Below are 18,618 nucleotides of genomic sequence, written 5' to 3'. Positions count from 1 at the left end.
TCCCCCGCCTGCCACCCGCGGGTGCCCCGGGGTTCGTGGAGTGCGCCACGCCTGGCGCGGCCACCGGGTCCGAGTGGAAGACGCCGGAGCGCGCGGCGCCTCGCTGCGGACTCACCGCCTACCTGGACTGGGCGGCCTTCCTCGCCGTGTTGGCCGAGCTCCTCCGCGACAGGCGCCTGCGGGAGACGCACCTGGTCGCGTCGCTGCCGCTGCCCTCGACAAGCCTGGTCTTCGATACGCCCGCGGGCAAGCGCGCCGCGACGCAGGACCTGGGCGCGTTCCTCCATGCCAGCGGCGTACTCACCCCGTTCCAGAGCGCGTTCATCCAGCTCGCCTATCCGTGGCTGCGGACCGCGTCCTCGGAGGGCCTTCCGGAGCGGCTGGCGGCCCCGGACGGGACGCTGACGGGGGTGCTGGCACGCAGCGCGCTGCTTCGCGGCACATTCCGAAGCGCCCTGGGACTGGGGCTCGCGGAGGTACGGGAGGTCTTCCCCATCCCAACACGCCTGGACCAGGAACCGCGCGAGCCGGCCTCGCCGCTGCGCGCACTGGGCGAGCGCGTCACGTTGCTGGGACCCACGCCCCGCGGGATGCAGGTGTTGTCCGACGTGACGTCCAGCCAGCGGGTCAGCCACCGCCAGGCGCCGGTGAGCCGGCTCATCTCCTCGGTGCTGCGAGCGGCGAGGCAGCTCGGCGCGGACCTGACGTTCTCACCCTCCAACGAGGACACCTGGTTGGCGCTGCGCTACCGGATGGAGTCCGTGCTCGGCCGGTTCTTCGCGGAGGGCGCGCTGCGAGGAACGACGCCACGCGAGGCGTTCTCCGTGCGGTGTGACCGGACGACCATGACGCAGGACGACCTCGACAACGGGCGGCTCATCGCGCTGGTGGAGTTGGCTCCCGCGGCGGCAATCGAACGGGTGCAGGTCCTCCTCTCCGCGTTGGAGGGTGACGTGTCGCTCCAGCAGGAGGAAGCCGCATGAGCGGAGACCTCTGGCCCCTGCACACCTTCCGCTTCGAGCTCACCTTCCAGCCCGAGCCGCTGTCGGGCGGTGGCCCGGAAGAGGCCCCCGTGGACGGGGCCTTCTCCGAGTGCACGGGGCTGGAGGCCACCATGGAGCCCAAGGCCATTCGCGTGGGCGGACACAACCTGGGCGCCGTGCAGCGCGCCGGGCCGGTGAGCTTTGGCACCGTGGTGCTCAAGCGAGGCCTCTCATCGGGCGAGCGGCTGGCTCGCTGGTTCATGCGGGTGACGGGCGGCGACTACGGGTACCGGTGCACCGTGCGAATCCGCCTCAAGGCCCCGTCCGAGGACGGTGGGACGCAGACGGTGCTCACCTACAAGCTGGAGCGCGCCATGCCGGTGAAGTTCAAGGCGGCCGACTTCAACGCCCGCGCGACGGACGTCGGCATCGAAGAGCTGCACCTCGTTCACGAAGGACTCTCCCTCGAGGACTAGCGCGCCATGCCAGACACGACTCCCGCGAGCGCGAGCTTCATCAACGAGAGCAACGGCGAAGAGGTGCGGGTGCACTTCAACCCGAGCTCGCTCCAGTACACCGTCACCAACAAGCTCCAGGACGCCCAGGGCCAGCAGAACCAGCAGTTCGTCTCGGAGAGCAGCGCGAAGCTCACCATGGAGCTGGTCTTCGACACCACCGACACGGGCGCCAACGTCTGCGACCACACGATACGCATTGCCCAGTTCATGGGCACCAAGAGCCAGATTCCTCCGGACGTCACCTTCCAGTGGGGCGCCTTCGAGTTCACCGGTCTGGTGGACACCTATCGGGAGACCATCGACTTCTTCGCATCGGATGGCATCCCCCTGCGCTCCACCGTCTCGGTGGGCATGACGCGGCAGCAACGCGTCTTCTCCCGGGGCGCCGAAGGCGAGAGCTCGCGGCAGATGGCCGCTGCGCGAGACCAGCCCATCTCGCGCGCCGTCGCGGAGCAGAACGGTGAAGACAATCCGCGCTTCCCCAGCCAGGACGTGATGACCGTCGACCCGTCCGTCCCGCTGGCCCCGCCCACCGCGTTCGCGACAGGCGGAGCCCTGAGCGCGGGCCTGGAGGGTGGAATCGGCGCGGGTGCGGGGCTGGGCGTTGGCGGTGGCTTCTCAGCCGGCGGAGCCTTCTCAGCGGGTGCGGGCGTTTCCGCCGGTAGCGCCTTTTCAGCAGGCGCCTCGTTTGGAGGCAGCGCCTCGTTCAACGCGGGGGCCATGGCGGGAGGCTCAGCCGCGTTCGGCGTGGGTGCGTCCGCATCGAGCCCGATCTTCTCCGCGGGGGCGTCCTTCTCCGCTGGAGCCAACTTCCCCGCGACCACGGGGGCATCCGCCTCGGGCTGGACCGCGAATGCCTGGTCTGGCGCGCAGTCCTCCGCGGGCCTCTCCGCCACGGCAGGCGCGTTCGCGGGACTGCGTGCCGGTCCTCCACGCACCTCCGTCCGACTGGAGACCGTGCGCGCCACCGGGCACGTGGACACCTCCACCTACGAAACCACCGGAGACGGCCTCTTCGAGCTCGGAGGACGCGCCCGGGTCCCCACGCCCCGCTTCGGCGCGACCCTGCCCTCCCGGGGCCGCCTCCGCTTCGAGGGAGATTGAGCCATGTCCATTGTCTTCGACGAGGTCCAGGGGTCCGTCGTCTCGGGCTCCACGTCCAACGCGGGCCAGCGCCCGACCGCGGAGCCGGCGCTCACGCCGCCTCCCGTGGATCCGACAGCCCTCGCCCGCGCCCTCCGGCTCCTCACACAACGCAAGGCCCGGCTCTTCGCCGACTGAGTCCGCTCCCCGTTCCCCATGACTGACGCCACGTCCCAGCCAGAACATCACCGCCCCACGGTGCGCATCTTCGGCAAGGCCGACGCACGCGTCACCGGGCTGGTCAGCAGCATGCGCGTCGACGAAGCCGAAGGCGGCCTGTGCTCGCTCGAGCTGCGCTTCGAGGCCGTCGCACGCTACGCCGACACCGAGGCCGAGCAGGTCTTCGAGGACGAGCAACTGCTCAGGCTCGGGGCACCCATCGGCATCTACACCGGTCCCGAGAGCGCCCCACAGGAGATTTTTCGCGGCGTCATCACCGGAATCGAAGCCGTGTTCTCGCAAGACTCCGCGCCGGAGTTCGTCGTGCTCGCCGAGGATGCCCTGCAGAAGGCAAGACTCGCGCGGCGCACGCTGGTCCACGGCGACCTCTCGCTGGCCGAGCTGGCGGAGAAGCTCGCCCGGGACCTGGGCCTGACGCCCGTCATCACGGGCCTTCAAGCGTCCCTGGGTCTCCAGGTCCAGTGGAACGAAAGCGACCTGGCCTTCGCGCGGCGGCTGCTGGCCACGCGGGATGCGGACCTGCAGGTGACGGGTGACGCGCTCCATGTCTCGCCACGGAGCGCGGTGCGCCGGGGCACCCTGGAGCTGAACCTCTACGCGGAGCTGCGCCGGGTGCGCGTCACGGCGGACCTGGCGCATCAGGCCACCGAGGTCACTTGCACCGGGTGGAACGCCCTCCAGGGGGCCGCGGTCTCCGGCCAGAGCTCCGGCTCGCGTCCCGGCCCGGGCGAGGGGCGAACCGGCGCGGAGCTGCTCCAGCAGACGCTGGGCGCTCGGACAGAGCACCTCGGCTCGCTGCCCGTGTCCACCAGCGACGAGGCCACCGCCATCGCCCGGGCCGCCTTCGATGCGCGCGCCCGGCGCTTCGTCCGCGTCGACGCCACCGCGGAGGGCAACCCCGCGCTCCGCGTGGGGACCCACGTGAGGCTCAGCGGCATGAGCGCCCGCTTCGACAACACCTACTACGTGGTCCGTGCCAGCCACCGCTTCGACACCCTCCACGGCTACGAGACGGACTTCGAGGCCGAGTGCGCCTTCCTGGGAGCGCCATGACCGACACCGCACACGCACAGGAGCGCCGCCTGCCTGGCGCCATGCTCGGCACCTATCTGGCGAAGGTCGTCTCCGTGGAGGACCCCGAGCACCTGGCGCGCGTGCAAGTCCGCCTGCTCACCGCGCCGGAGGGCCTGGCCGATGCGGACGTGGCCTTGTGGGCGCGGGTCGCCGTGCCGTTCTCCGGCAGTGGCTGGGGCGCGCTCTTCCTCCCGGACAAGGATGACGAGGTGGCCGTGGTCTTCGCCGGCGGCGACCCGCGCCAGCCGCTCGTCGTGGGGGGGCTGTGGAACGGGAGCGCCCGTCCGCCGGAGACACCCGGTGGGACGCGCGTGGACCGCTACGTCATCAAGGCCCGGAACGGCAGCCGCATCGCCATCGTCGAAGCGAGCGAGGGCGCCGCGCAAATCACCCTGGAAGTCCCCGGCGGCGTGAGCGCCACGCTGAACCAGTCCAGCGGGGGCGAGCTCACGCTGGAAGCAGCAGGCAACACCGTCACGCTCGCCTCGCAGGGCGTCACCGTCCGGGCCGCGACCAAGGTGTCCGTCTCCGCCAGTGAGGTGGAGGTCAGCGCCGGTCAGGTCACGGTCAACGCGGCGATGTCATCCTTCACGGGCGTCGTGAAGTGCGACGTGCTGCAGACCAACTCGGTGATGGGCGTGACGTACACGCCAGGGGCGGGCAACGTATGGTGAGCCACCCCGTCAAGCTGCGCGGGCTCGTCTTCGACGGAGCCACCGGCGCCCCGCTGGCGGCCCAGCGCGGCGCCCCCGCGTTCATCGAGCGGCAGGACCAGGAGTTCGTTCAAGCCCTCTTCGGCGAGCTCAGGTCCGAGGAAGGCCGCAAGGCGCTGGCGGGCACCCTCATCTCCGATGGGACGCGCACCCCCCAGGGGCTCAAGCTGCTCCAGCCCGTTCACGGCGTGTTCAACGTGGCGCTGCTGGAGGCCTGCTGCGACGTGTTCGGTGAGCCTCGGGTCGAGGCGACCCGAATCGAGAGCGCGGGGCTCGTCATCCGCCGTGTGGGCGCGGGCAACACGCGCGAGGCCTGGGTGCGACGGGACGGCAAGATCGCCGGCTGGGTGGCGCTCGAAGGTGAGGAGCAGGAGCGCGACCCCGACCCTGGACGGCGCGACGGGCCCGCGGGCCCCGGCCCCGCGGACGTCCGGCGCGAGCTGCTGCGCCTCATGCGGGCCACCAGCCGGGACCAGGAGAGCGTGACCTCGCTCTTCATCGCACCGCCCGACGCGTGCGCCGCGGCGAAGCGCACCGTGCTGTACGGACTGCTCCAGGTGGCGAGCGGCGAAGCACCGGAGCGCGCATCCAGCCCAGGGCCCGCCTTCGACGACGCGCAGGTGCGGAGCTTGCTGTCCCCCTACTTCGCCGCGGGAAAGGCGGTGGATTGGACAGGGCTCGAAGGCCTGTCGGTCACCTACCAGGACGTGGCCCAGCGCGGACTGCCGCAGGCGACGCACGACAAGCTCTCCCTGTTCATCGACTTCCTGCGCGGACTGGTCGCGGTGTTCGACGCATTCCAAACGCCCGCGCTCATGACGGCGATGAACCGCGTGCAGCTTGACAATGGCAACGGCCAGCTGCGGCCCGCGGGCACGACGCTCGCCGGGCTGGCGGAGGTCCTCGTCCAGGGGAAGACGGGCACGGTGGTGTTGCCCCGCGCGTGGACCCATCCCAATACCGCGGATGCCGCCCGGATCCTCCAGGCGGCGAAGGCCGCCACCGAGCCACGGATGCGGGACCTCATCCCTCCCGAGCGGCGCTTCGAGCGGCGTGGCTCGCGCTACGTGGCCCGGGCCTTCATCCGGGTCCACCGCGAGGAGGGCTGCCCACCCGCCATCGTCTGGAGCGAGGAGAGCGCCCCCTTCACCATCGCCGCCTGGCATGAGCGCGGAAAGCTGCCGCCCGTCCTCATCACCCTCCCGTCGCTCAAGGACCTGAGCGCCTTCAAGCCCAACGTCACCTTCCAGGTGCCGCCGGGGCTGAACGAGCTGCTGAACAAGAACTCGCCGAAGGACTTCCTTGAAGGCTCAGCCAGTCCGCCCGCGGCGGGTCAGGGCATCGGGTGGCTGTGTGGGTTCAACATTCCCATCATCACCCTCTGCGCCTTCATCGTCCTCAACCTCTTCCTGTCGCTGCTGAACATCGTCTTCTTCTGGATTGCCCTCATCAAGATCTGCATCCCCATTCCCGCCTCGCTGCGCGAGCGGTTCGAGGACTGACCGCGCCATGCTCCCGAAGCCTCCCGACAGACGCCCTCCCGTGGGCTTCCCGCTGCGGCTCATGCCGGACGAGCGCGGCGAGCTGGCGTTTCCGACGCTGGAAGCCAGCGTGCGTCAGTCCATCGAGGTCATCCTCCGCACGCGCCCCGGCGAGCAGCTCATGCGGCAGGGCTTCGGCGCCGGGCTGGAGCGGATGATGGGGCAGCCCAACACCGTGTCCACCCGCCGGCGCATCCAGGAGCTGGTGCAGCGCGCGCTCACCGAGTGGGAGCCGCGCCTGGAGCTCATCCGCGTGGACGTGCTGGAGGTGGCGGACCTGCCCGCCCAGGTCCGCGTGGAAATCGTCTACCGCCTGCGCCGCACGGGTGACGTGCAGCAGCTCGGGCTCGCCATGGACCTCGGAGGCTAGATGCCCATCATTCCTCCCCGACTCGACGACAGGAGCTTTCCGGACCTCGTCGAAGAGCTGCTCTCCCGAATCCCGGGCCATACCCCGGAGTGGACCCATGCCCGCGTGGGCGACCCGGGGCGCACCCTGCTGGAGCTCTTCGCCTGGCTGGCGGACTCCATCCTCTACCGCGCCAACCTCATCCCCGAGCGCCAGCGACTGGCCTTCCTCCGGCTGCTGGGCGCGAGCCTGCGTCCCGCCGAGGCCGCCACGGGCGTGGTGAGCGTGCACTTCGACACCGAGGTGCTCCAGTCGTCCGTGTCGCTGCGAGCCTTCGCCTCGCTGCGCAAGCCCGTGCCCTTCGAAACGCTGGAGGAGCTGACCGTGGTGCACCTCACCGCGGAGGCGTACCGCAAGCGCCCGCTCACGGAGACCGAGCGTCAGCAGCACGCGTCGATGCTGCCCCGGCTCGCGCAGGTCTATGGCCTGGACCCCAAGGCCCAGCACGGCTTCTACGCGACGACACCCGTGTTCCCGCTCGGCGCCGCTGACCCGCGCGGGCTGGACCTGGTGACGGAGACGGTGGACGGGAGCCTGTGGCTCGCGCTGCTCGCCCCCAAAGCGGAACACGTGGTGGCCCTGCGCGATGACTTGACGAAGGGGAACGGACAGGGGCCGCGCGTCCTGAGCATGGGCATCTCCCCCGTCATGGAGGTGCCCGCCCTGTCCGAGCTGCTCGGGGCGCGCGGCCGGCTGCCGCACGTCTGGGAGGTGACGGGCACGCCCGCCGCGGACGGGTCGCCGGTCTACCACCGGCTCACCGTCATAGCGGACTCGACGCAGGAGCTGTCCCACCGGGGCGTCGCGCGGCTGCTGTTGCCGTCCGACCTGGGCGCGCCGGTCAACGACGTGAGGGCGGACACGCGCGCCGGCCTGGGCGACCGGCCCCCCCGCCTGGACGACCCGAGGGTGGCGGCGAGACTGGTGAGCTGGCTGCGCCTGCGTCCCAGCGGAAAGCCGGAGCGCTTCGCGCTGGGCTGGGTGGACATCAACGCGGTCGAAGTGGACCAGCGCGAAACAACAGGCGGACGCCTGATTGGACAGAGCGACGGCACCGCGGAGCAGGAGTTTCGCCTGCCCTCCGGCTCCGTGGAGCGAGCAACCTTCCAGCTCTTCATCGAAGAGCCAGGGGCGGGCTACCGCGAGTGGCGGCTCATCGAAGACCTGGCGCTGGCCCGGCGCGACGAGCCCGTCTACGCCCTGGACTCCGAGGCGGGCACCGCCCGGTTTGGAGACGGCGTGCGTGGACGTCTGCCTCCCGCGGGTGCCCAGGTGCTGGTGGCCCGGATGCGCAGCGGCGGCGGCGCCGCGGGCAATCTCCCACCTGGCAGCCTGAAGGACCTCAGCGCCTTCCGGGTCGATGGAAGCCCCGCACCGGGGCTGCGGGTGCGGCAGCCGGAGCCCACGCTGGGGGGCCGGGACACGGAGACGCTGGCGGAGGCCGAGCGCCGCATCCCCGCGCTGCTGCGCCACGTGGACCGGGCCGTGACGGAGGAGGACTACCGGCGGCTCGCGGCGAGCACCCCGGGCGTGCCGCTGGGCCGGGTGGAGGTGCTGCCCCGCTTCGAGCCGAGGCGACGGCGAGACGGTGTCCCCGGTGTCGTCTCCGTCATGGTGTTGCCCACGGCCACGCGGCTCGAGCCGCCCTACCCGCGGGCGGACCGGCCGCTGCTGGAAGCCGTCCACGCCTACCTGGATGCGCGCCGGCCGCTCACCACCGAGCTCTACGTGATTGGCTGCGAGTACGTCCCCCTGGGGCTCGGCGTGGGCATCACCGTGCGCGAGGGCTTTGGCAGGGAGACGGTGGTGCAGGCGGTGCGGCAGGCCGTGCGCCGCTTCATCTTCCCGCTGCCGGCGGGAGGCCCCACCGGTGAGGGCTGGCCGCTGGGCCGGGACGTCCAGGACCGGGAGCTCTATGTGGCGGTGGCGCAGGTCCCCGGGGTGGCCAGCATCGCGGGGGTGAGTCTCTTCGCCTGGGGAACGGTGACGCGCGTGCTGAGAGATGCGCGTCGCGCCGGAGCCACGGCCGACGTGGCGCGCTTCACGGTGGAGCCCCCTGCTCCGTCCGCCCGTCAGGCCGAGGGCCCCGTCAACCCGAGCTGGCTCCAGCTCAAGGGCAGCACCGCGACGACGCCGGTGGAGCTGTCCATCGCGGACTGGCAGCTCCCGGAGCTGCTCAAGGTGGCGGTGAACGCCGACGGGGAGGTGCCGACGATGCTCCACGGCATCGGCGATGAGGGAAGCGGCGGCATGGACTCCTCGCAGGCGGGCGTGGCGGTGCCCATGGTCCCCGAGGTCTGCTGATGGACGCCAACCGCCTCCGGTTCTACATGCTGGCGGACGTGCAGGACTGGGCCACGGAGAGCTCGGTCTCCGCGGGTGAGGTGTGCCTCTACGACGCGAAGCGCAGGACGCTCCGGCTGGGGAGTCTGGGAGAGACCCGCACCTTCGATGAAGTGCTCGACCTCGCGGTGCTCGAGCCCAGGCTCGCTCGCGTACCGGGCGCGGTGGACGCCTTCGGCACGTGGGCCTGGTGGGATGACGTGGCCGGGCAGGTGCGCGCGGCGGGCGGAGGCGCTGGCACCACCCTGCGCTTCGAGCCCGCGCAGGTCGGGTTGGCCGGCGCGGTGACGGACCTGTCGCCTGGAGCTGGCGGCGTCCTCTACCTCGCGGTGGCCCAGCGCGTGGTGGCGCTCCACCTGCGCAAGGTGTGGTCCGCCGTGGTGTTCCCGGCCGAGGGAATCGCCGCGCACCGCATCGCCGCGGACCCGCGCGGTGGCGCCTACGTCCTGAGCGGTCCGCCTTCCTTCGCGCCCAACGCACCTCCCGCCGTGCTCGGCCGGGTGGACGGGCAGCCGCTCCCGGACCTCCTGTCCATTCCCTCCGGCGCCGGTGTGTTCCGTCCCACGGAAGAGAATCCGGACCCGCCTCGGACCCGGATGCTGGAGACGCTCGCGTGGCCCGGCGAAGCGCCGGTGGCGCTCGCATGTGACGCCGAGGGGCGGCTGGCGGTGCTGAGCTGGGTCATGGACCCGGCGCTCGCGGGTGTGCCCCCGGACGAGGCGTATGCGCGGCTGCGCTTCTACACGGGCCGCTTCTCCACGCCCGTCGCGCTCCCGGGTGTGCTGCGGCCCTTCAGCCTCGCCATCCTCCCGGACGGCCGCGCCGCGGTGCTGTCGCTGCTCAACGACGGCAAGGTGGAGGCGGTGGCCTACGCGCTCCCGGCTGGTGCGTCAGAGGCGATTCCCCAGGGAGACTACTTCCCACTGCCCGGCCATGACGGTGGGCCCTTCCTTCAGGGTGCGCGGCCTCCGCACCACGCCGTCACTCCGGGGCTGGCCGACCTGGCGCCCGTGCCACTTCAAGCCCTGTCGCTGCCCCGGTGCGCCGAGCGGGGCCGCGCCGCCAATCCGCCGAACCGGCCCTTTGACTCGGGCGACGGGCGCACGGTGTGGCACCGCCTGTACGTGGAGGCGCTGCTGCCTCCCCGCACCGGCGTGCGCGTCTGGCTCGCCGCCACCGACGAGCCCCTGGCGCCGCCCAGCGCCTCGCCACACTGGCATGAGCATCGCCTGGGCCTCATCCCGGAGGCCCCTGTCCATCCAGACGTCCCGCACGGGAGCTGGGTCCCGCTGCCGTCGGAGGTGCCGTTCCAACCGGGGATGCTGCCCGCGCCGCCGGCCCCGGGCGAGAGTGGCCTGTTCACCGTCCTCATCCAGCGCGCCCACACGAAGGTGCGCGCGCTCTCCGGACGGTACCTGTGGGTGCGGGTGGAGCTGTTCGGCGACGGACGCCGGACGCCCGAAGTGGGAGCGCTGCGCGCGTATGCATCGCGCTTCTCCTACGTGGACAACTACCTGCCGTCCCTCTATCGCGAGGAGCGCTTCGGCGAGGACGCGGACACCGCCGGCCGAGCGACTCCCGCGGACTTCCTGGAGCGCTTCCTCGGCATCGTCGAGGGCGTGCTGACGCCCATCGAGGACCGCATCGCCCATGCGCACGTGCTCACCGACCCCGGGCACGTCCCGGGTGATTCGCTGGAGTGGCTCGCGAGCTGGGTCGGCCTCTCCTTCGACCCCGTCGTGGGCGAGCGCCAGCGGCGCGCGATGCTTCGAGCCGCGCCCGCGCTCGCCCGGCGGCGCGGCTGCGTGGATGGCCTGCGCCTGGCGCTGGATTTGGTGACGGACGGCGCGGTGAACCGAGGCGCGGTGGTGGTGGTGGAGGACTTCCGGCTCCGGCGCACGCTGGCCACCATCCTGGGCGCGGACCTCGCGGACGCGGAGGACCCGTTGCTGCCGGGCCTGGCTCGGAGCGGGAACTCCTACGTGGGCGACACGCTCTTCCTCGGGGATGAGACGCGCGAGGAGTTCCTGGCCGTCTTCGGGGACGAAACGCTGCGGTCCCCGGCGGAGGCGGAGGCGGTGGAGCATTTCCTGGAGCGACTGGCACACCGGCTCACGGTGCTGGTGCACCAGGGCACGGACACGCGGACCTTGGGCCTCATCCGGAAGGTGGCGGAGCAGGAGGCCCCCGCGCACGTGTGGGTGTCCGTCATCACCGCGAGCCGCCCGCTGCTCGTCGGAGTCGCGTCGCTGGTGGGCGTGGACACCTACGTCGGGCCCGCTCCCGCGCCCACCTCGGTGCGAGTGGGCCACAGCGTGCTGGGGCTCGCGGACGTCATTGAGCGCCCGTCGAGCCTGGACCCCCGATTGGAAGGAGGTTGATGACCATGTCGCCCCCGAATGACGCCTTGCTCGACGCGGAGACGCGAGACCGGCTCCACTACGCCGCCGGCGTGCTCCTGGACGCGGGAGACTTCACCGCCGAACAGACCTATCACCGAGGCCGGCTCACCCGGGCCCTGGCGTACCTCCACGGCGTCGGGACGGTGGCCGGGCTCCATGTCAGTCATCACGAGGGCACCGAGCCGGAGCATGAGGAGCTCCGGGTGTCCGCCGGGCTCGCGTTGGACCCGTTCGGCCGGCTGGTGGAAGTGCCCACGGACGCGTGTCTCAAGCTGGACCGCTGGTACTGGCAGGAGCCGCTGGAGCTGGCCGACTTCGGCGTCTTCACGCCCGCCGAGTACCGGCTGAGCCCCGATGCCGCGGGCTTTCCGCCCACGGGGGTGGTGGCGGACCTGTTCCTGCGTTTCCACCAGTGCGAGCGCGGCAAGACGCCTGCCTTCGCGGCGGGGCCCTTCGACGCCATGGACGCCGTGGTCGCCTCGCGGATTCGCGACGGCTACGAGCTGCGGCTGGTGCCGCGCTCCACGGCGTATCCCCCTCCGGAGGCCCCCAAGAGCCCCTTCCCGGACCCCGTGGACGAGCCAGACCCGGTGCAGCGGCGCCTCAAGCTCCGGCAGGCCATCTTCAGCGCCTGGCGAGGCAGCCGTGAACAGGAGCTGGCGAAGCTGTGGAGCGACACCTTCATCCCGGCCTCGCTGCTGACGGACCCGACCCAGCCTGACTTGAAGATGAGGGATCCCGCGTGGGTCTTCCTCGCCCGCGTCGTCATTGGCGCAACGGACGTGGAGGACGTGCGCGGCACGGAGGTGCGGCCCACGCGGCAGGGGGCTGTCTACGTCGACAACGATTTGAGGCCCTTCAGCCTCTCTACCGCCGCGCTCGCCCGGTGGATGGGCGTCTTCTAGGCCCGACTCTCTCGAAGGGGGATAACCGTGTTCAACCCAACCAGTGGACCCGCCCGGGAGAAGCTCACCTGGGAGACGGCACAAGCGCTGGAGACCGCCCGGGCCATGGTGCACGACGACCGGCGCGTGCGCTCCTTCTTCTTCGACGGGCGCTTCCTCACCGCGAAGGACCTCACGCGGGAGCAGCACTACTTCCTCACGCGGCAGGCCGACCTCTCCCGGGCCAATGGCACCGGGGTGATGCACGGCCTGAGCGTCACGCCCAGCCAGGACCGGACGACGCTCACCGTCCGCCTGGGCCATGGCCTGACACCCGGCGGCGAACTGGTCGTCGTACCCCGTGACTTGACGGGCATCCGCCTGGACGACATCCCGGAGATTCAGCGGCTGGACGCGGCCTTCGGGCTCGCCCCCGTGCCGCGCGAGCTGGCGCGGAGCCGCTCTGGGTTGTACGTGCTGGTGCTGCGCCCCGTGGAGTACACGGCGAACCCGGTGGCCTCGTACCCCACGTCGCTGGGCGCCGCGCGGACCACGCAGGACGGCGACATCATCGAGGCGGTGGCGCTGACGCTCATCCCCTACCCAGACCCGGTGGGCGGCGGCAACTTCGAGACGCGCCGCGGGCGCGCGGCCCATGAAGTCTTCGCCGGGGCGGGGATGCGGAACCTCCCCGTGGACGCGCTGCCGCTGGCGATGCTGGCGCTGGACCGAGGCACCCTTCGCTGGCTGGACACCTTCCTGGTGCGACGGGAGGTAGGCGCCGAACAGCGCGGCGTGGTGGGCTTCGGCGTGGCCCCACGCGAGCTGCGGGAAGCCCACGCGCTTCAGTATCAGCAGCACCTGAAGGAGGTGCTCCAGGCGCGTCGCGCGGCGGGCCAGAGCGAGCGGTTCCTCGCGAGCGAGCACTTCTTCACGCTGCCCGCCGCGGGGACCCTGCCCGCGGCGGCCATCGAGGCGGGCAGCCTCACGGAGTTCTACTTCCCGCCCGAAGTGGACGTCGAGCTGACGGTGGTGGCCGAGGACGAGCTCGGCGCCATCCTCGACGAGTCCCTGCAACTGCCCCCCATCGACCTCACGCGGACGGGCGAAGCCCTGGAGTCGGTGTCCGTCCTGGTGATGGTGCCCGTGGCGCGCCATGGCATGGCGCAGCGGCTGGAGGGCCTGCGCGAGGTGCTGCGCGCCGCGCCGCTCAAGCTGCGGGCGGCGGCAGTGGGACAGGTGGCGCGGCGGCTGCCCGCGCATGCCCTGCTGGACCTCACGCGGCGCTGGCAGGTGCAGCCCGTGCCCGAGGCGCCCGTGACAGACCTGGTGGACGCGGCGTGGAGCGAGCTGCTCTCCGGCTCGCGGACCCTCTGGTATGCCTGCCGGCGCAGCCTGCCGCACCACCACTCCGCGGCGGGCCAGCCGCTGCCCGAGCCGGAGGACCACGACGGCGAGCAACACTTCGAGGAGCTCGTGAAGAAGCTCCGGCAGGCGGAGCTCTATGACGAGTTCTCCGCCCTGCCCCAGCGCGGCACCGCCATGGCCATTGGCCAGCTCGTGCCCCTGCTCAACACGCTCGCCCACGGGACCACGCGGTGGCAGTTCGCGGGCCTAGCCTCCGCCACGCTGCGGCTGGAGCGCATCCAGCACAAGGAGTACATGGCCGCGCTCAACCGGTTCCCCGCCACCGTCAAGCAGGGCCTGGTGCGGCTGGAGGCGGAGCCCAGCCTCCTGGACGTGCCGCTGGCCACGCTGGCCGCGTCCTACCGGATGCCCGACATCGGGGCCTACGTGATGACGCTCACCGCCGCGTCCTACGCCACGTTCGTGACGGAGTTGAAGAAGCTGCTGGATGAAGGCGTGTCGCTCGACGAGGCGTTCCTCACGCTGCGGGGCTGAGAGATGATTACCAAGCCGATTGCGGATCCGCTGGCCAACGAACACGTGCTCCGCGTGGAGCCACGCATGGCGCCCTTCGGCGTGGACGCCGAGTGGCGGAGGAGGGCCCACTTCTTCACGGGACGCGCCGTGTCGGCGGACGCGCTCGCGCTGGAACAGGAGCATCGCGCGGGGAGGCTCGCGCTGCTGGGCCAGCACCTCACGCCGGGCATCGTCGCCGGGCTGGAGGTCCATCTGGAGCGGGAGGGCTCACAGACGTTCATCCATGTCCGGCCCGGCAACGGCATTGCCGTGACAGGTGAGGACGTCATCGTCCGCCGGCAGCTCCGCGCCCCGCTGGGAGCGCTTCCCCTCTTCCCAGGACACCGGGACCCTTCCACGTTCTCCCTGGAGGCGCTGGCCAACGAGGAGCCCCCCGTGGACCCGCTGCTGTTTCCCAAGGCCGCGGTGCTGGTGCTGGTCCCCACCACGTCCGTGCTGCCGCCACCGGCCTCGCAGACCGACGCCTGCGAGGTGGACCCGGAGTCCCAGGCCTTTGAAGACGCGGTGCGCACGGAGGGCGCGGCGCTGGTGCTCTGGGGCTGGCCCCAGGGCTGGGACATGCCGCAGGACGACTCCCTGCGCTGGCGCAGCCGGCTGGTGTACAGCCTCTTCGAGCGGGAGCGCCGTCGCCGGAGTGGAGTGCTCGCCCCCTGGGAGCACGCGGGCGTCCCACTGGGGCTGCTGGGCTTCGGGCAGGGGCCGGACGGTCCCGAGGCGGTGTTCGTGGACCGGCACGCGGTGGCGCGAGCGGGTGGACTGCCGCGCGCGCGCACGCCGTTGCTGAAGTCCCGTGGCTCGCCCGTGCTGTGGCAGGCGCGCATCCTCCAGTTCAACGACCACCTGGCGGAGCTCCCCGCGGAGCGGCTCGCCCAGGACAAGGCCATCCTCTATTTCCGCCGCCTGCCGCCCGTGGGCGTGCTGCCACCGGACGCCGTGGACTACCGCGCGTGGACGCGGCGCTTCTTCCCCGACCGGTTCGAGCTGGAGGCGGTCCCCATTCCCCTGGAGCAGCTCGACACGGTGGCGATGGCCAGCGCCGCTCTGGAGCCGCTGGACATCACCCGCGAGGAGCGCGTTCGCATCCTCGTCCCCGTGCCTGGCGCCGTCTATGAGCCGGGGCTGCTGCATGACGCACCGCTGGACCCCGCCTTCCTCGCCGCCATCGAAGAAGGCCTTCAGCGCCTGGGCGGATGGCTGAAGCGGCGCCTCGTCGTGCGCGCCCGGATGAGCACCCTCAAGGACAGCCTGTACGGCGCCACCGGCAAACACCATCCCCTGGTGGACCCGGAGGCCGACCCGGACGAGGCGCGCTACATCCCCGCCGCCGACCCGACGAACCCCACCGAAGAGGACTACGGGACGTCGGGCGAGACGGTGCCCTCGGCCGAGGCCTACCTTCAGAACCACTTCGAGCCGTCCTGGGAGGTGGCCGTCGATGCGCGCTCCGACTTGCTGCCGCATCCCCAGGGAGACCCGACGCCCCGGCTGGAGTTCGCGGGACAGCTCACCTCAGCGCCCCTGGTCATCTCCACCGAGGAGCGGGCGCATGTGTTGTTCCGGGGACCGTTCTGGACGCTGGGCTACCGGACCTTCGACGGCCGGGCGTGGAGCAAGGTGACGCCCGTGATTCAGGGCAGGGTCCAATCACGCTCGGTGCCCGTCGCGGCGATGTGGCCGCGCGGGCGGCTGGACGTCTACTTCCGGGATGAGCAGGGCAACCTGCACAACACCTCCCTGGACACCCGCGTCAGCAATCAGCCCTGGAGCAGCCCTCGCGTGCTGGCGAGCGGCGTCATGGGAGACGCCGCCGCGGTGTCTCCCTCGGAGGGCCGCACGGACGTCTTCTACCAGGCCCTCCGAGGGCAGGTCGTCTCACTCTGGTGGATGACCGTCACCGCCTCACGCGTCATCCGTCCGAAACCCTTTGAGACGCCGCTGGCGTTCAAGGGCGAGCCCATCTCGGCGGTGGTGTCACGGGGCCAGCTCATGGCCTTCCTCCTGGACGCCCAGCGCAACCTCCAGCAGGTCACCGTCTCCCCGGACCCCACGCACGGCGCGGAGGTCTGGACGAACCACTCGCTGGGACGGGAGGTCCGCTGGTTCAAGGCCTGCGCCTCACCGGATGACGGCACCGTGGACCTGGTCGCGCTCTCGGGCAGCTCCCTGCTGCACCGGCGCTTCAATGGCCTGGTGTGGAGCGAGTGGAAGGACCTGGGCGGCGGCCATTCGCTCACCGCCGCGCTGTCCGCGCCGGGCAAGGGCGTGCTGGATGTCCTGTCCCGCGCGGTCAACGGCCGCATCCTGTACGCCCGGTTCGACGGCACCACCTGGACGCCCTGGAAGACGCTGGGCACCGAGGTGGCGCGCTCCGCGCCCGCGGCCATCCGCCGCGGTGACCATCTGGATGTGGTTGTCAGGGCGCGTGAGAACCTCCTGTGGCATCGGCCGGTGCGCTCGCCCCTCCACACCGCCCAGCGAACCCTGGGCCTGCGTGGGCTGATGCGCGACCTGTCCAACCGGATCCAGCGCGTCGACGAGGCCGTGGACGCGGCCTTCCTGCAGGTCCAGTCGGAAATCCACCGCGTCCGCCAGCTCATGCTGGGCAGCACCGCGTCCGCTGTAATGACGGCGTCTCCCGTGCTGACCGACGTCGCGCAGGCCGAGACGCGCGTCGCCACGTTGACGGACGTGGAGAAGTTCATCGGCGTCTTGAGCGCGAAGCGCAAGGTGAGCTGGTCCACGGTCCGCTACCTGGACCCCACCAACCTGCGGGACCGGCTCCTCAAGGTGTCGCCCGTCATCGGCACGCTTCACTCGGCGATGGCCATCAAGCGCGAGGTGCTCGGCAAGCTGTTCACGCTGCTCTCCGGCATGGAGTTCAACCTCGAGTCCGTGCAGGTCCCCAACGTGAAGGTCCCCCCGTGGCGGAGGTCGCGCGTGCCACCGGTGGACGGAGAGCCTCCGCCCCCCCCGGAGCCGCGCATCGGCGTTCCGTTGAGCGAGCTGCGGGCCCTGACCGCGGAGGATTGGAGCCAGGTGTTCACCGATTACGTGGCGCCCAAGGTGCCCACGCGAGCGGAAGAGGCCACCTACTTCTCCATGTCCGTGGCCCAGCTCGAGGACGTGCTGGCCGTGCTGCGAAACCTCGAGGACCGCGTCATGCAATACCGGGAGGCCCTGGAGGAAGGCGGGCGCCTGGTGAGCGTGCTCCAGGCCCACGAAGCGCGGGGCGGCGAGCGCCTGACGGTGATTGGAACGGAGGTCTCCGAGTCGCGCCAGGACGTCATGGTGGCGCGCGCGCTCCTGGCCGAGGAGCAGGCCCGGCTGCAGCGCATCAACGAACGACGCACCCTGGTGCTGCGCGAGCACGTCCGCTTCCTCGTCTACCACCGGCCCCGGGAGCAGGTCCTGGACCGAGCCACGCCCGTCCGCGCGTTGGACACCGGCCTCTACGAGTCGGAGCTGCCCGCGGCGCTCGCGGAGACACGCGCCGCGCCTCCGGAGCTCTGGGCGCTCATCCAGCTCCTGCGCGACGCCCCGCTGGACTGGTTCGCGCAAGGGCCACTGCTGTTCCAGCGCCTGGACCGGCTGGACCTCGTCCACCGGACATTGGAAGGGGCCCGGCGGCGCGCCACGGCGCGCGTGCCGCCCGCCCTCCCGCAGATAGCCCGCGCGCCCAGTCGCTCGGGTGAAGGTGTGAGTCGTGTCTTCACCGCGCAGAGCCAGATTGTCTCCCAGGCCCGGGTCGTCACCGCGACGCTGGAGCTGGCCAGCCTCGTCCATCGCGGCTGGGCGGAGCTGGTGACGCTGGCGTTGCCCATCACCTCGTTCGGCGACCTGATGGACACCGCGCACGGGCGGCCGGACGTCGCGCAGGCCGCGGCCCGGGAGATGGAGAACATCGCCAAGGTGGCCACGTACCTCTACTTCCTCTTCGGGGAGGTGCCTCCACGCGTCCGGATGGAGTGGGCGTCGATGCTCAGCGAGTATGACGCGCCGTGGGACCTGAGGGACCTGGCCCGGCTGCCCCAGTGGAACACGCTGGAGGTCACGAGCCGGCGCCAGCTTCAGGAGTTGGTGGACTGGCTCTTCGCGCAGATGAACCCGTCACGCACCGAGGCCGTGACGCTGATGAACGACCTGGTGCGCTCGGCGCTGCTGCTCGCGAGCCACGCGCCCGTGGGAGAAATCGTCGCCGGGCACCTGCCGAAGCCAGCCCCCGCCAGGGTGGGAACGGTGCTGGACCTGCAAGTGGACCCTTCGCGCATCCGCGTGGGCACCCATGTGCTGCTCGCCTCCGGCGTTCACACGGTCCAGGCCGTGGTGGAGGACCTGGGCACCGGCACGGCCCGCGCGCGCGTCTTCTCCACGAGCGCGGCCAGCGTGAACCTCGCGGAAAAGACGGTAGCGAAGTTCTCCGAGCCCGAGCAGCGAGGCGGCCTGCTCCCGACGCCGCGGCGGACACTGCTCCGGTGACCTCGGAA

General features: G+C 71.5%; 12 protein-coding genes and 1 pseudogene. All 13 read left to right on the top strand.

The window, feature by feature from the left end:
• Nucleotides 1–983: pseudogene (locus G4D87_RS02735) on the top strand (phage tail sheath protein); the annotation flags it as partial.
• The gene (locus tag G4D87_RS02730; RefSeq protein WP_163778289.1) at nt 980–1,459 is read left to right on the top strand and encodes a phage tail protein; all 480 of its coding nucleotides are present in this window, start codon (nt 980–982) and stop codon (nt 1,457–1,459) included. The pseudogene G4D87_RS02735 and the gene G4D87_RS02730, both read left to right, overlap by 4 nt.
• 6 nt (nt 1,460–1,465) lie before the next feature.
• The gene (locus G4D87_RS02725) at nt 1,466–2,605 is read left to right on the top strand and encodes a CIS tube protein (RefSeq protein ID WP_163778287.1); all 1,140 of its coding nucleotides are present in this window, start codon (nt 1,466–1,468) and stop codon (nt 2,603–2,605) included.
• 3 nt (nt 2,606–2,608) lie between these two features.
• Nucleotides 2,609–2,782, top strand: a complete 174-nt coding sequence (locus G4D87_RS38805) for a hypothetical protein (RefSeq protein WP_205507394.1) — start codon at nt 2,609–2,611, stop codon at nt 2,780–2,782.
• 18 nt (nt 2,783–2,800) lie between these two features.
• Nucleotides 2,801–3,877, top strand: coding sequence for a phage late control D family protein (locus G4D87_RS02720; RefSeq protein ID WP_163778284.1), 1,077 nt, complete (start codon nt 2,801–2,803; stop codon nt 3,875–3,877).
• Complete coding sequence (locus tag G4D87_RS02715) at nt 3,874–4,572, top strand: phage baseplate assembly protein V (RefSeq protein ID WP_163778282.1); 699 nt, start codon at nt 3,874–3,876, stop codon at nt 4,570–4,572. The genes G4D87_RS02720 and G4D87_RS02715 overlap by 4 nt, the downstream gene beginning before the upstream one ends.
• Nucleotides 4,566–6,113, top strand: a complete 1,548-nt coding sequence (locus G4D87_RS02710) for a hypothetical protein (RefSeq protein ID WP_240357966.1) — start codon at nt 4,566–4,568, stop codon at nt 6,111–6,113. Before G4D87_RS02715 ends, G4D87_RS02710 begins: the two co-directional genes overlap by 7 nt.
• Before the next feature lie 7 nt (nt 6,114–6,120).
• Nucleotides 6,121–6,522 carry a GPW/gp25 family protein gene (locus G4D87_RS02705; RefSeq protein ID WP_163778274.1) on the top strand — a complete coding sequence of 134 codons (402 nt, stop codon included), beginning with the start codon at nt 6,121–6,123 and terminating at the stop codon, nt 6,520–6,522.
• On the top strand, nt 6,523–8,865 hold the full coding sequence (locus G4D87_RS02700; RefSeq protein WP_163778272.1) for a putative baseplate assembly protein: 2,343 nt from the start codon (nt 6,523–6,525) through the stop codon (nt 8,863–8,865).
• Entirely contained in the window at nt 8,865–11,285 is a 2,421-nt protein-coding gene (locus G4D87_RS39910; protein ID WP_163778269.1) for a phage tail protein, read from the top strand. Before G4D87_RS02700 ends, G4D87_RS39910 begins: the two co-directional genes overlap by 1 nt.
• A gap of 5 nt (nt 11,286–11,290) precedes the next feature.
• Nucleotides 11,291–12,211, top strand: a complete 921-nt coding sequence (locus tag G4D87_RS02690; protein ID WP_240357965.1) for a hypothetical protein — start codon at nt 11,291–11,293, stop codon at nt 12,209–12,211.
• A 27-nt stretch (nt 12,212–12,238) separates the two neighbouring features.
• Nucleotides 12,239–14,092 (top strand): hypothetical protein, encoded by a 1,854-nt coding sequence (locus G4D87_RS02685; protein WP_163778263.1) that lies wholly within the window; start codon nt 12,239–12,241, stop codon nt 14,090–14,092.
• A gap of 3 nt (nt 14,093–14,095) precedes the next feature.
• Entirely contained in the window at nt 14,096–18,610 is a 4,515-nt protein-coding gene (locus G4D87_RS02680; RefSeq protein WP_163778260.1) for a DUF8189 domain-containing protein, read from the top strand.
• Nucleotides 18,611–18,618 lie beyond the last annotated feature (8 nt).

This window comes from Myxococcus vastator (genome assembly GCF_010894475.1).
In the GTDB taxonomy this organism is placed as follows: Bacteria; Myxococcota; Myxococcia; order Myxococcales; family Myxococcaceae; genus Myxococcus; species Myxococcus vastator.
Note: the sequence above shows the minus strand (reverse complement) of the source record. Positions and strands in the feature narration are given on the sequence as shown.